We start from the raw sequence: 13,041 nt of genomic DNA on the forward strand, positions 1-13,041 counted from the left end.
AAAACTATTATCCCCATAACGTTCACATCGCGTTATATAAGGTTCTTTTTCTCTTTCAATAGATTGTTTATGACAAAACATCAAAAGAAGTTCCTTTCATGGGAACTTCTTTCGATGTTTTATAAATTTGCAAGCTCTTTAGATATCTTTTCGGTCTTTGCTTTGAGCTGTTCTTGCTGACCTTCTAAATCAGCGATAACAGCTAAAACTTCTGTATTGTTCGGTTCTTCTTCATACTGTTTTAATGTAGCGACAAGAGACTGTGAAACTTTGATGAGCTCTTGATTAACTTCTTGCTGCTGTTTTAGATAGTCAAGTTCATATTCCGTTTTTTCTAGATTTCTCATCGGTCCCCTTCCTTTCATTAACTAGCTTTTATTTAAGAACGCATTCTTCTTTTATTTTCTCAGTGGACTACTTCAACGTTACTTTACTTTATTTTCGTGATTGCCGTATAGCATTTTTTTATTCATTGGGTCAGCTGATTTTTCAGCAGGTATCACCGTTTGTCCGAGAGCGGAATTGTGCTTATCATGCTCAACTGCGTCTACCATCAGCAAAACTTTTCCTTTTTTAAGATCAGATACATACGAGGGAGCTTCTGCAGCAGGTACACCATATTCGATTAATTGATTTTCGATTCGGTTAACATCTTGATCCATTTTTTCTTCAGCTGGCGTAAAAGCATTTTTTATTTTGTCCATAAACGATTGATGGTGCTTTGAATTTTGATCTGTATCAACTATTTGCACATTGATTCCTGCATAATGCTCAATCGCTTCTGTATTTTCATGATGCTGTCCACTGTTTGTCAAAACAGAAAGTGCACTGTCCGGATACCCCTGTGTTTTTAAATTTCGAATCGCTGTAATAACAGCTTCTTCTGAGTTATACGTACCTATCACATTTTTGGTCATTTTTTATTCCTCCCAGGTATTATTATTTTTTAGCTTGTTATAGTATTAATACCCTTGGATTTTTTGGTAAAACTTTTTAAAATTTATCTCTCGTTTATACAAACAGCAAAGCTCTCCTTTCAAGGAAAAACCAATAAACTAAAAGACTTGAATATAATAATTCAAGTCTTTTCGTGATACCAATAATTCACACTATAAAATTGGTGACAGTAAGCGAGATACTGCTTCTTTAAATTTTATAAAAAGAGAGCGCTCCTTATATCGTTCAAGTGTTAATTTTGAACTAAATTGCACATCTTCAAGAAACAGGTTCTGCAACTTTTCAGCAATAGGTTGGTCATATACAACTGCATTCACTTCAAAATTAAGACTGAAACTTCGCGGATCAATATTCGTCGTCCCTACAGAAGACACTTCATTATCTACTACAATCGTTTTAGCATGCAAAAAGCCTTTTTCATAGAGATAAATATTTGCACCGTATGTCAGCAGCTCACCTACTTGAGACCAAGTAGCCCAATAAACAAAAGGATGATCGGGTTTGTTTGGAATCATAATATGAATGTCTACTCCAGATAATAAAGCAATTTTACAAGCGTCCATAAAGCTTGCGTCTGGAATAAAGTAAGGCGTTTGAAGGTATACACTTTCTTTGGCCGACATAATCAATGAGATATACATATTTTTCAAATGCTGAGTAGTCGAGTTAGGACCGCTTGCTACAATTTGTACAGGAACCGTTCCGGAATGCGTTTCTGTACGATGCAAAAATTGTTCAAGTTCAATTGGCTGCTTTGTTGCTTGATGCCAATCTAAAATGAATCTTCCTTGAATATCGTTCACTGATTCTCCTTTAATGCGAAAATGAGTATCTCTCCAATAACCCATTTTTGGATCTAACCCTAGATATTCATCTCCTACGTTAAACCCTCCTATGTACGCTACCTCACCATCAATAATACAAAGCTTTCGATGATTTCGATTGTTAATACGAAAATTAATCAAGCGAAGAATCGAAGGGAAAAATGCCTGTGCTTCGCCGCCATATGAGATAAGCTCCTTAAAAAATGATGGCGTCATTTTTCTAGATCCTACTTCATCATAAAGAATACGAACCTTTATGCCTTCTTTTGCTTTTTTTGTTAGCTCATCTCTTAATTTTCTTCCAAGATTATCTCGCTGAATAATATAATATTGAATATTAATTTCTTTTTTAGCATTTCGAATGTCCTCAAACAATACATCAAACTTCTGATTACCGTCACTAAAGATATCAATTTCATTGTCGGTACGCACGAGTGACTTAGAAGAATTTAAATTAGTGAACAATAGTTTATTATGTTGAATCAACAAATCATTTCGATATTCATTGGTAGCTTTGAGTTCTTTTAATTGCTCATCCACCGAAGACCTTAAATATTCCCGCTCATCAGATGACAATTTATAAAAATTTTTCTGTTTTAGCTGTCTTCCAAAGAACAGATATACAATGAAGCCAACAATCGGTATAAAAAATAAAATAAGAAGCCACGCCCATGTAGATCCTATATCCCTTCGTTCGATGAAAATAAGAATACCGGCTAATAAAATATTAATAGCTGTCACAACAGATACTGTTAGCGTAAAGATATGGGCAAATTCCATCCTTTTACTCCTTTCTTTCTACTACATTGCTTTATTAACTCATTCCCTTTTTTAACGTTCTCATTCACCTTACTATACATAACACAGATAGCTTCCTTTTTCATCTTTAGCATCCAAACTTTATTATTTTTTGCTATACTCAAAATATAAAGTATTTACTTTTTTGCGTTACGTATAAAAACAGAGAGGAATAATTTGTTTTTTTATTCTTCTTAGTTTCATCAATGCATATTTATCAGTATGAACCTTAGATATACGGCTTATTAATCATTTAAAAAAGTATTTATTTGAGGTATTCTTACGTGTTACTTGCAGTGCTCCTATCTATGACCTTCACTGTTTTTATCAACTGGCGTATCACTTTTTCTCTACTTTCTCATTATTTACTCAAAAAAGCACATATTGCCTAATATGTAGATAAAAACACGAAAATCTAAGATTTCCGTGTTTTTATCTACAAGCTGTATACGTAATAATCCTGCACGTGATATGAATTGAAACCACATGTTTCGTAAAGTTGCAAAGCGCGTTTGTTTTTTGCTTCAACCTCAAGAAATACATCATATCCTAGCTGATGCTGCTGTAAAATAACTTGTTTTAAAGCAGCTTTTCCTATTCCTAATTTTTGATAGGAAGGTAAAATACCAAACCCATGGATCCATGCTTCACTTTTATCATAAGATACCCTTAACTTCCCAACTGCCTGACTATTGTACGCTACGATAAAATGGTGTTGCTGCGCCTCCATTTTTGTTTGCTCATAATAAGCAGTGGCTTCTGCTGAGGACATACCAAAGCATTCCATATCAACTTGTATTTCTATTTCCAAATCTGTATCTGACTCTGAAGAGCGAAGGGTAACAAAGGGATTATCATCTTCTAATTCTTTTTTTATCCACTTCATTTGATATTCGGAAAAAGTAAATGAACATGGAATTTGTTTTAAGAACTCCTTGCCTGAAACCGAATGACCAGGAGCATTTAATAAAATCTCTGTATACTCACTCTTCTTACAGTTATGTAAAGCTTGAGAAAACAGCTTTGAAAAAATCTTTTTTCTACGATAGCTAGGAGCGACCATTCCACATATTTCTACTGTATTCCCGAACCCATAAAGACCAATAAATCCAACAAGCTGATTATCTTCATAATGAAAAAAATCGTTAACTTCATTTTGTTTTCGACTTCGTAACATATCAAAATTCAGTTTCAGCTCTATTTTTTCTTCTTGTTCGCAAATAGACTGTAGCTTTTGTATATCTTCTAGTACATGTTGTTGTAACATACAAATCCTCCTGCATCCTTCTTTTTATTATAAGTTCGGCTTTATTTAACTTTTTCCTTTCATCTTTAGTGCAATAGCCGAATAATTATAGGGTAAAGCAAGATCAAAAAGCATATAGAGTAATCAAACTAAATAGGCGGGGTGCTTATGAAAAAGACCATTTTAATAAGTTTTATTGCACTAGTTGCTTTAACGATTATTTATTGCCTGCAGAAAGAATTTATTTTTGCTTTAGCTTTGTGGAGCATTTATGGAACAGTACTATCTGTTTTTGTATATTTTTCTTTTTATAAATCAACAGAGGATAGCGAGGAATAGTCCAGATAAAGCTCTTAAAAAGTCTGTGAACTAAACCTTTTCATAGACTTTTATAAATTTATAACTCAGATGCATGTTGGTAACAATTTAGAAACAAGTATTCCTTATTCTTACTGTTATAGAAAAGATATTACCTATTTCACTAAGGAGTTGGATATTTGTATGAAGACAGTTACAAAATCTATATGGGTTCTCACATTAGCAGCCGGCTTTACCTTTTCATCCCTATCTGGCACACTACCATTCACCCACGAGCAAACAGCAAGTGCAGCAGAGAAGATAAACGCACCGTTCAGCGTATATGAAGTGACAGCAAACGTACTCAATATACGTTCAGAACCTAGTACCAAAGGAAAGATTCTTGATACATTAAGAAAAAAAGATCAAATCGAAGTAGTCAAGTTTGTAAATGCAGACTGGGCTGCCATTAAAATAATTGGCGACACCGGGTATATCAGTACTTCCTATTTAATGAAGGTCCCTACTATTGTTTATACAGCTGCTAACCTTAATTTACGTACAGGGCCTAGCACAAGCAACAAGGTTGTAACCACTATTCCTAAAGGAAAAAGCGTCAGCTTCTTGGCTTGGGGCTACTCAAAAGATAACAAGCTTTCATTTGATTGGGCATTTGTAGAATACAATGGCTTTAAAGGATATGTAAGCATTCCATACTTACAGTTACCTAACTATAGATAAAAACAGATAACTCCCTTGAATTACTTCAAGGGAGTTTATTTATCGACATCTTATTAATAGTGCCCTGCCCATGAAGCACCGATGATAATTAGTAAAATAAATAGGACAACAATTAACGCAAAGCTACTTCCGTGACCTGCTCCGTAACCATAACCATAACCATAACCATAACCTCCGTAAAAACTCATTTTCTTTCACCTCCCTTTTTTGTAGAATATGTGAAGGGAAATGAAAGCGAACATGAGTATTGTTTATCACAAAATTCACTATAATTTATAAGCGTTAACTCATTTACTAGTACAGCATAGGATGCAGCATCCCGTAGTTCATCTCAACATCTTCCCTCAATTCATGCTCTTGAAGTAAGGGTATCTTCCAACAATAAAAAAAGAAGAGTGTATAACTCTTCTTTTTTTATTGAACTGGATTATCGACTTGCATGTAGTCATTATAATATTCTTCTAACGTAATTCCTTTTTTATACACTTTAGAAGCGAGTTCTTTTCCGACAAATCGTATATGCCACGGCTCATATTTATAACCTGTAATCTGCTGCTTTCCTTTTGGATAGCGAACAATATATCCATATTTATATGAATTTTTTTCAACCCATTTGGCTTCAGGAGCATCTTTAAAACAATCTTGGGCAGCACACTTACCGGTGCTGCTTGATACATCTATACTTAAACCAGTCTGATGTTCACTACTACCTGGATGGGCGCTATAATGATTAGCTGCCGCTTCTCCATCTTGTTTTATATACGCTTGATAAAGAGATTCTTGTCGGCTTTGAGAACGATAGGCAGAGACACCGGCTAGGTAAATTCCCTCTCGTTCAGCATCTGAAAACATTCTCTCTAAAGCTTTTGCTGCTTCTTTACGCATTTGGCGTTTTTCAATTTTTTCTTTAAATATAAACCGGACATCTGGGTACACAAGGTCAGTGGGTTCATAGTGATCAGGAAGAAGATTTTGCTTGTTTACTAACACCGCAATGGATTCTGGGTTACCTACAACTTCTATGCTATTTTGCTTCTGTTTAGAAGAAGATAAAGGATTATTTGAATCAGACGTATTTAAATGATCCTCATGCTGAAATAATCCTTGATAGCCTAGATATGAGAATCCTGCAATAACACCCAGCACTATTAGTAAAGCCACTTTTTTATAAATTTTCATATTTCTATACTCCTGACATATTTTCGGCTTTTTAACACACTCAAACATTGTATATAAATTAGTAAATGTTTACCAATATAACAAACTAATTCCTGCTGTAAATTTCAGTATGCCCGGACCTATTTTTTTCAAACGTTTATTTTTAAACATAAAAAAGAGATGTCTTCTAAAAGACATCTCTTTTTACTTCTATTCTATAAGACTAGTATTAGTCGATAACTGTAATTTTAACTGATCTTCTGCCCCAGTCTTGTGCAGCACTGTCTGAAGAAACGAATACATCGATTCGATTTCCTTTGATTGCGCCACCCGTATCTGCTGCTACAGCTTGACCATAACCTTCAACGTATACTTTTGAACCTAATGGAATAACGCTAGGATCAACCGCAATTACTCGTTGATTTGGATTTGATTTTAAATTTACTCCAGTAGCTGTTGTACCACTGCACCCAGCACAGTTAGCCGTATAAGCTGTTGCCTCAACAGTCATAGACTTGCCGCTAGCTTGCGGTTGAGACTGCTGTTGTTGAGCTTGTTGCTGCTGCTGAGCTGCTTGTTCTTTTTGTGCTTGCTCTTGTGCTGCCTGTGCTTGTGCTGCTGCTTGAGCTTGCTCTTGTGCTGCCTGTGCTTGTGCTGCTGCTTGAGCTTGCTCTTGTTCTTTTTGTGCTTGCTCTTGTGCTGCCTGTGCTTGTGCCGCTGCTTGAGCTTGCTCTTGTTCTTTTTGTGCTTGCTCTTGTGCTGCCTGTGCTTGTGCTGCTGCTTGAGCTTGCTCTTGTTCTTTTTGTGCTTGCTCTTGTGCTGTCTGTGCTTGTGCTGCTGCTTGAGCTTGCTCTTGTTCTTTTTGTGCTTGCTCTTGTGCTGCCTGTGCTTGTGCCGCTGCTTGAGCTTGCTCTTGTTCTTTTTGTGCTTGCTCTTGTGCTGCCTGTGCTTGTGCTGCTACTTGAGCTTGCTCTTGTTCTTTTTGTGCTTGCTCTTGTGCTGCCTGTGCTTGTGCTGCTGCTTGAGCTTGCTCTTGTTCTTTTTGTGCTTGTTCTTGTGCTGCTTGTTCTTGCTGAGCTTGTGCCGATTGAGACTGCTGCGCTTGTGGAGCTGCCTTTGCTACTGGCGCACTAGCTGTTTGAGATTGAGCTGCTTTTGCCGTTTTAATTTTAAATTGTTCTCCAGGGAAAACTAAGTCTGATGTTAAGCCGTTCCATTCTTTAATTTCTTCTACTGTTACGCCATAATGTTGACCGATTGACCACAAAGTGTCACCACGTTTTACAGTATGTACGATTTCTTTTATGCTAGATAAGTTTAATGTCTGATTTGGATAAATTAGTGTTGATGTTAAGTTATTAGCATCTTTTAGCTCGTCTACGCTCACATTATGATTTTGAGCGATTTTCCATAAAGTGTCACCTTTTTGTACTTCATACGTTCCGCTTGTAGAGGCAGATGCCGCACCTACAAATCCTGCTGAAAGAATTGCCGTTGTCCCTAGAGTAAATACAAATTTCTTCATTTTCCGAATACCTCCTTATTTACTCAATGACTGAATGATACCACCTGTTCATTTCACTTCCATTACAGGAATATTTTACTTTTATTACGAATTTAATTAATTTTAAACATTTTCTTGTAATATTTCTGACAATTCACTTTTGAATAATGATTAAATTTCATCAAAATCATGTCAAAATTTGACGAAAAATCTATAAAAAGTTGGGGTTGTATCCGGTGATAAAAGTAACTTATAAATCAAAAACCCTTCTAAAAACATTGAGCTTTTAGAAGGGTTTTTTACTTATATGAAACAGTTAAAGTTGGAGCATATGCAGAATGGTCGCCTTCGTAAATTTCAACTACATCACTTAAAAGCCTGCTGAACCTGAGCTTGACAAGCGAAACTGAGTTTTTCCACTCCTATTCATATATCCCAAAAGTAAGAAAAGGAATTGAATCGTTGTGTATCCGTTATCGATTGAAGACATTGACATTAGGAACCCTCATGAAATAAATGGAGAGGCCAGATAATCTAATTGTTCTAAAACACTCGTAGTTCCAAATATACTTTAATGTCGCCTTTTAAAAATGTAACATTGCCAGTTAAAGATTTGCGATAAATAATATAAAAAAAGACATACCTTTTAAAAATAGTCCGGTATGTCTTCTATGGATTGATTACTTAAGTATGCATATTGTGACTCGCTGCAATTTACCATAGCAACGGATTTAGGATAACGTTGTAAATGAGGAGGGAGCTCCTTAAACCCAAATTGATGATAATATTCAGGCAGAATATCGCTATAAAGCATAAAAATAGCGCTGCGCTTCTCTATTTTCATCTTTTTAAAAAAGTCTTCAAGCATGTCTCGACCATACCCCATTCGTTGATAAAGCTGATGTACCACAACGGATCCAATACCATGTAAAACAAACTTTAATCGAGGAGTTTGTAAAAGAAGCAAAATAAATGAACCAATAATTTGATTCTCTTCATTTACGTATACATACCGAATTCCATATGTTTCTTCTTTTTGATTATCTCTAACATACTCTTTGTACGTCCTCCCTTTAGGCCATGCGGCGTATCCCATTTGATATACTTCTGCTAATTCTTCAGACTTTATTTTTCTTAATAACATGAACATCCCCTCTTTATTTATAATCCCATACGTCAGCAGACATTTTTCATAGAGTTAAAAATAGTTCCTGTATGTATATATTATACTTCATCCTACGGAAGCTTTCTTGCCCTGAGTGCTACTCACAGCTAATATGTGAGCTGCATTCTTAAAGAACTAGAAAGCTTCCTGATAGTTGCCCTTCACTCATATCAGTCTATATGTAAAGGTACTCTTTATCATTCCATAAAAACATAGAGATGTAAATGTGTTTCCAGCTTCATTTAACCTTCATTACGTATCACCTATCAAAAAAACATAGAAAATAATTTCTATGCTTTACAGTGAAAGTAATCATCATTTCTTAAGCTTTTGCGTCCTCTACATACTCCACCAAATGAAATAAAAAACGATACGTAAGAACGAGAGCTTCACCTATCGACATTTTCTCATCAAACTCTTTTATAGCATCTAATTCAATATTTACATCCCATAATCCATCTTTATCATTAAATAAAAGCTGAACGCTTGTTGGACTTTCGTTAAGCTCCTTAGCAAAAAATTGTTTTAATAGAGAACCGAATTTTTTTTGAATATGTAACCCAGTTAATACTTTATATGTGCCAAACACATCATCCACTTCCAAAGAACATCCATCAAGCTTAATAAATTCAAACCATTTTGATTCTACATATAGAAATTCACTTCTGTGTTCTTTCAAGTAAGAAATAGGAGTATCTAAAAACGAAAGAGGAGATTCTTCTAAAATCAGCTCTTCTGTTTCCTTATCTACTCTTTCGATATAAGAATCTTTAAAACGTAAAGATGCTTCTTTTTCTTCTATTGTCTGGTTTTGCGGTATCAACTCTTTTTGCAACGCATATTCCTTTTCTTCTTGATATAGAGATAAAGATTGACCTTGAACGTTCATTTCTTTTTCAATATAAGTTTGAATATTGCTTTGTAACATAAAAAACCTCCTGCTTAATCTGCATCACTATCTTATATCATAACCTAAACAAGTGTTTATAAATATAGTCAAACAAAAAATCCTTAGGCTATGCCTAAGGATAGTAATGATATATTCAAGTATGTATAAAAGTTAATTTGGTTGCGGGGACAGGATTTGAACCTGCGACCTTCGGGTTATGAGCCCGACGAGCTACCGAACTGCTCCACCCCGCGATAATAAAAATGCCTGGCAACGTCCTACTCTCACAGGGACAAAGTCCCAACTACCATCGGCGCTAAAGAGCTTAACTTCCGTGTTCGGTATGGGAACGGGTGTGACCTCTTCGCTATCGCCACCAGACAAGAGATTGCTCTCTCAAAACTAGATAACAGTTCGCTGAGTAAAGCTTACGCTTTTAAAATTTGGTTAAGTCCTCGATCGATTAGTATCAGTCAGCTACACGTGTCACCACGCTTCCACCTCTGACCTATCAACCTGATCATCTTTCAGGGATCTTACTAGCTTGCGCTATGGGAAATCTCATCTTGAGGGGGGCTTCATGCTTAGATGCTTTCAGCACTTATCCCGTCCACACATAGCTACCCAGCGATGCCTTTGGCAAGACAACTGGTACACCAGCGGTGTGTCCATCCCGGTCCTCTCGTACTAAGGACAGCTCCTCTCAAATTTCCTACGCCCACGACGGATAGGGACCGAACTGTCTCACGACGTTCTGAACCCAGCTCGCGTACCGCTTTAATGGGCGAACAGCCCAACCCTTGGGACCGACTACAGCCCCAGGATGCGATGAGCCGACATCGAGGTGCCAAACCTCCCCGTCGATGTGGACTCTTGGGGGAGATAAGCCTGTTATCCCCGGGGTAGCTTTTATCCGTTGAGCGATGGCCCTTCCATGCGGAACCACCGGATCACTAAGCCCGACTTTCGTCCCTGCTCGACTTGTAGGTCTCGCAGTCAAGCTCCCTTGTGCCTTTACACTCTACGAATGATTTCCAACCATTCTGAGGGAACCTTTGGGCGCCTCCGTTACATTTTAGGAGGCGACCGCCCCAGTCAAACTGCCCACCTGACACTGTCTCCCGGCCCGATCAGGGCCGCGGGTTAGAATTTCAATACAGCCAGGGTAGTATCCCACCGACGCCTCCACCGAAGCTAGCGCTCCGGCTTCTCAGGCTCCTACCTATCCTGTACAAGCTGTACCAAAATTCAATATCAGGCTACAGTAAAGCTCCACGGGGTCTTTCCGTCCTGTCGCGGGTAACCTGCATCTTCACAGGTACTATAATTTCACCGAGTCTCTCGTTGAGACAGTGCCCAGATCGTTACGCCTTTCGTGCGGGTCGGAACTTACCCGACAAGGAATTTCGCTACCTTAGGACCGTTATAGTTACGGCCGCCGTTTACTGGGGCTTCGATTCAGAGCTTCTCCCAAAGGATAACCCCTCCTCTTAACCTTCCAGCACCGGGCAGGCGTCAGCCCCTATACTTCGCCTTGCGGCTTCGCAGAGACCTGTGTTTTTGCTAAACAGTCGCCTGGGCCTATTCACTGCGGCTCTCTCGGGCTATACACCCTACCAGAGCACCCCTTCTCCCGAAGTTACGGGGTCATTTTGCCGAGTTCCTTAACGAGAGTTCTCTCGATCACCTTAGGATTCTCTCCTCGCCTACCTGTGTCGGTTTGCGGTACGGGCACCTCCCGCCTCGCTAGAGGCTTTTCTTGGCAGTGTGGAATCAGGAACTTCGGTACTATAGTTCCCTCGTCATCACAGCTCAGCCTTATGATGAGCGGATTTGCCTACTCATCAGCCTAACTGCTTGAACGCGCATATCCAGCAGCGCGCTTACCCTATCCTACTGCGTCCCCCCATTACTCAAACGGCGGGGAGGTGGTACAGGAATATCAACCTGTTGGCCATCGCCTACGCTTTTCAGCCTCGGCTTAGGTCCCGACTAACCCTGAGCGGACGAGCCTTCCTCAGGAAACCTTAGGCATTCGGTGGACAAGATTCTCACTTGTCTTTCGCTACTCATACCGGCATTCTCACTTCTAAGCGCTCCACCAGTCCTTACGGTCTGACTTCGCTGCACTTAGAACGCTCTCCTACCACTGACATCTAAGATGTCAATCCACAGCTTCGGTGATACGTTTAGCCCCGGTACATTTTCGGCGCAGAGTCACTCGACCAGTGAGCTATTACGCACTCTTTAAATGGTGGCTGCTTCTAAGCCAACATCCTGGTTGTCTAAGCAACTCCACATCCTTTTCCACTTAACGTATACTTGGGGACCTTAGCTGGTGGTCTGGGCTGTTTCCCTTTTGACTACGGATCTTATCACTCGCAGTCTGACTCCCATGGATAAGTCTTTGGCATTCGGAGTTTGACTGAATTCGGTAACCCGTTGGGGGCCCCTAGTCCAATCAGTGCTCTACCTCCAAGACTCTTACAACATGAGGCTAGCCCTAAAGCTATTTCGGAGAGAACCAGCTATCTCCAGGTTCGATTGGAATTTCTCCGCTACCCACACCTCATCCCCGCACTTTTCAACGTGCGTGGGTTCGGGCCTCCATTCAGTGTTACCTGAACTTCACCCTGGACATGGGTAGATCACCTGGTTTCGGGTCTACAACCACATACTAAACGCCCTATTCAGACTCGCTTTCGCTACGGCTCCGCCTTATCGGCTTAACCTTGCATGGGATCGTAACTCGCCGGTTCATTCTACAAAAGGCACGCCATCACCCATTAACGGGCTCTGACTACTTGTAGGCACACGGTTTCAGGATCTCTTTCACTCCCCTTCCGGGGTGCTTTTCACCTTTCCCTCACGGTACTGGTTCACTATCGGTCACTAGGGAGTATTTAGCCTTGGGAGATGGTCCTCCCAGATTCCGACGGAATTTCACGTGTTCCGCCGTACTCAGGATCCACTCAAGAGGGAACGAAGTTTCAACTACAGGGTTGTTACCTTCTTTGACGGACCTTTCCAGATCTCTTCATTTACTTCGTTCCTTTGTAACTCCGTATAGAGTGTCCTACAACCCCAAGAGGCAAGCCTCTTGGTTTGGGCTAATTCCGTTTCGCTCGCCGCTACTCAGGAAATCGCATTTGCTTTCTCTTCCTCCGGGTACTTAGATGTTTCAGTTCCCCGGGTCTGCCTTCAATATCCTATGTATTCAGATAAAGATACTGTTCCATTACGAACAGTGGGTTTCCCCATTCGGAAATCTCCGGATCAAAGCTCACTTACAGCTCCCCGAAGCATATCGGTGTTAGTCCCGTCCTTCATCGGCTCCTAGTGCCAAGGCATTCACCGTGCGCCCTTTCTAACTTAACCATTAGCGAATAAATGGTACAACATACTGTTGTGTTATTTATTGGTTTGATTAAAAGAAAAGTTTCACTTTTCCTCAGCTATTAC

Annotated in this window: 11 protein-coding genes, 1 tRNA gene and 2 rRNA genes; 2 read left to right on the forward strand and 12 right to left on the reverse strand. The window is 39.3% G+C overall.

Translation table 11 applies throughout. The features are described from left to right. Positions 1-119 precede the first annotated feature (119 nt). The 4 genes from ACLHDF_RS19600 to ACLHDF_RS19615 form a co-directional block, all read right to left on the reverse strand. Positions 120-347, reverse strand: a complete 228-nt coding sequence (locus ACLHDF_RS19600; RefSeq protein ID WP_413920357.1) for a hypothetical protein — start codon at positions 345-347, stop codon at positions 120-122. Positions 348-425: 78 nt separating this feature from the next. Beyond that, entirely contained in the window at positions 426-917 is a 492-nt protein-coding gene (locus ACLHDF_RS19605; protein ID WP_413920358.1) for a general stress protein, read from the reverse strand. Between the two features lie 192 nt (positions 918-1,109). Continuing rightward, on the reverse strand, positions 1,110-2,561 hold the full coding sequence (cls, locus tag ACLHDF_RS19610; protein ID WP_413920359.1) for a cardiolipin synthase: 1,452 nt from the start codon (positions 2,559-2,561) through the stop codon (positions 1,110-1,112). A gap of 454 nt (positions 2,562-3,015) precedes the next feature. Further along, positions 3,016-3,846 (reverse strand): GNAT family N-acetyltransferase, encoded by an 831-nt coding sequence (locus ACLHDF_RS19615; protein ID WP_413920360.1) that lies wholly within the window; start codon positions 3,844-3,846, stop codon positions 3,016-3,018. Positions 3,847-3,993: 147 nt separating this feature from the next. On the opposite strand from ACLHDF_RS19615, the gene ACLHDF_RS19620 reads away from it, so the two are divergent. Both ACLHDF_RS19620 and ACLHDF_RS19625 read left to right on the forward strand, forming a co-directional pair. Next, positions 3,994-4,164, forward strand: coding sequence for a hypothetical protein (locus ACLHDF_RS19620; RefSeq protein WP_413920361.1), 171 nt, complete (start codon positions 3,994-3,996; stop codon positions 4,162-4,164). A 162-nt stretch (positions 4,165-4,326) separates the two neighbouring features. Continuing rightward, positions 4,327-4,863, forward strand: a complete 537-nt coding sequence (locus tag ACLHDF_RS19625; protein ID WP_413920362.1) for an SH3 domain-containing protein — start codon at positions 4,327-4,329, stop codon at positions 4,861-4,863. Between the two features lie 53 nt (positions 4,864-4,916). On the opposite strand, the gene ACLHDF_RS19630 is transcribed toward ACLHDF_RS19625, so the two are convergent. From ACLHDF_RS19630 to ACLHDF_RS19665, 8 genes are all read right to left on the reverse strand, one after another. Beyond that, positions 4,917-5,051, reverse strand: a complete 135-nt coding sequence (locus tag ACLHDF_RS19630) for a YjcZ family sporulation protein (RefSeq protein WP_116373288.1) — start codon at positions 5,049-5,051, stop codon at positions 4,917-4,919. Positions 5,052-5,277: 226 nt separating this feature from the next. Continuing rightward, entirely contained in the window at positions 5,278-6,042 is a 765-nt protein-coding gene (locus ACLHDF_RS19635) for a D-alanyl-D-alanine carboxypeptidase family protein (protein WP_413920363.1), read from the reverse strand. A gap of 208 nt (positions 6,043-6,250) precedes the next feature. Beyond that, the gene (locus ACLHDF_RS19640; protein WP_413920364.1) at positions 6,251-7,546 is read right to left on the reverse strand and encodes a LysM peptidoglycan-binding domain-containing protein; all 1,296 of its coding nucleotides are present in this window, start codon (positions 7,544-7,546) and stop codon (positions 6,251-6,253) included. Positions 7,547-8,171: 625 nt separating this feature from the next. After that, a complete protein-coding gene (locus ACLHDF_RS19645) occupies positions 8,172-8,669 on the reverse strand; it encodes a GNAT family N-acetyltransferase (protein ID WP_413920365.1) in 498 nt (165 codons plus the stop codon). A 343-nt stretch (positions 8,670-9,012) separates the two neighbouring features. After that, positions 9,013-9,618, reverse strand: a complete 606-nt coding sequence (locus tag ACLHDF_RS19650; protein ID WP_413920366.1) for a hypothetical protein — start codon at positions 9,616-9,618, stop codon at positions 9,013-9,015. Between the two features lie 138 nt (positions 9,619-9,756). Continuing rightward, a tRNA-Met gene (locus tag ACLHDF_RS19655) sits at positions 9,757-9,833 on the reverse strand. A gap of 11 nt (positions 9,834-9,844) precedes the next feature. Next, a 5S ribosomal RNA gene (gene rrf, locus ACLHDF_RS19660) occupies positions 9,845-9,960 on the reverse strand. 62 nt (positions 9,961-10,022) lie between these two features. After that, a 23S ribosomal RNA gene (locus ACLHDF_RS19665) occupies positions 10,023-12,957 on the reverse strand. Between the last annotated feature and the right edge of the window lie 84 nt (positions 12,958-13,041).

The organism is Priestia megaterium (assembly GCF_046599315.1).
Lineage (GTDB): Bacteria > Bacillota > Bacilli > Bacillales > Bacillaceae_H > Priestia > Priestia megaterium_F.

What these genes read in the sequence shown, in the direction of transcription:
- ACLHDF_RS19600 (WP_413920357.1), bottom strand. Translation starts at nt 347, where the DNA reads ATGAGAAATCTAGAAAAAACGGAATATGAACTTGACTATCTAAAACAG.
- ACLHDF_RS19605 (WP_413920358.1), bottom strand. Translation starts at nt 917, where the DNA reads ATGACCAAAAATGTGATAGGTACGTATAACTCAGAAGAAGCTGTTATT.
- cls (WP_413920359.1), bottom strand. Translation starts at nt 2,561, where the DNA reads ATGGAATTTGCCCATATCTTTACGCTAACAGTATCTGTTGTGACAGCT.
- ACLHDF_RS19615 (WP_413920360.1), bottom strand. Translation starts at nt 3,846, where the DNA reads ATGTTACAACAACATGTACTAGAAGATATACAAAAGCTACAGTCTATT.
- ACLHDF_RS19620 (WP_413920361.1), top strand. Translation starts at nt 3,994, where the DNA reads ATGAAAAAGACCATTTTAATAAGTTTTATTGCACTAGTTGCTTTAACG.
- ACLHDF_RS19625 (WP_413920362.1), top strand. Translation starts at nt 4,327, where the DNA reads ATGAAGACAGTTACAAAATCTATATGGGTTCTCACATTAGCAGCCGGC.
- ACLHDF_RS19630 (WP_116373288.1), bottom strand. Translation starts at nt 5,051, where the DNA reads ATGAGTTTTTACGGAGGTTATGGTTATGGTTATGGTTATGGTTACGGA.
- ACLHDF_RS19635 (WP_413920363.1), bottom strand. Translation starts at nt 6,042, where the DNA reads ATGAAAATTTATAAAAAAGTGGCTTTACTAATAGTGCTGGGTGTTATT.
- ACLHDF_RS19640 (WP_413920364.1), bottom strand. Translation starts at nt 7,546, where the DNA reads ATGAAGAAATTTGTATTTACTCTAGGGACAACGGCAATTCTTTCAGCA.
- ACLHDF_RS19645 (WP_413920365.1), bottom strand. Translation starts at nt 8,669, where the DNA reads ATGTTATTAAGAAAAATAAAGTCTGAAGAATTAGCAGAAGTATATCAA.
- ACLHDF_RS19650 (WP_413920366.1), bottom strand. Translation starts at nt 9,618, where the DNA reads ATGTTACAAAGCAATATTCAAACTTATATTGAAAAAGAAATGAACGTT.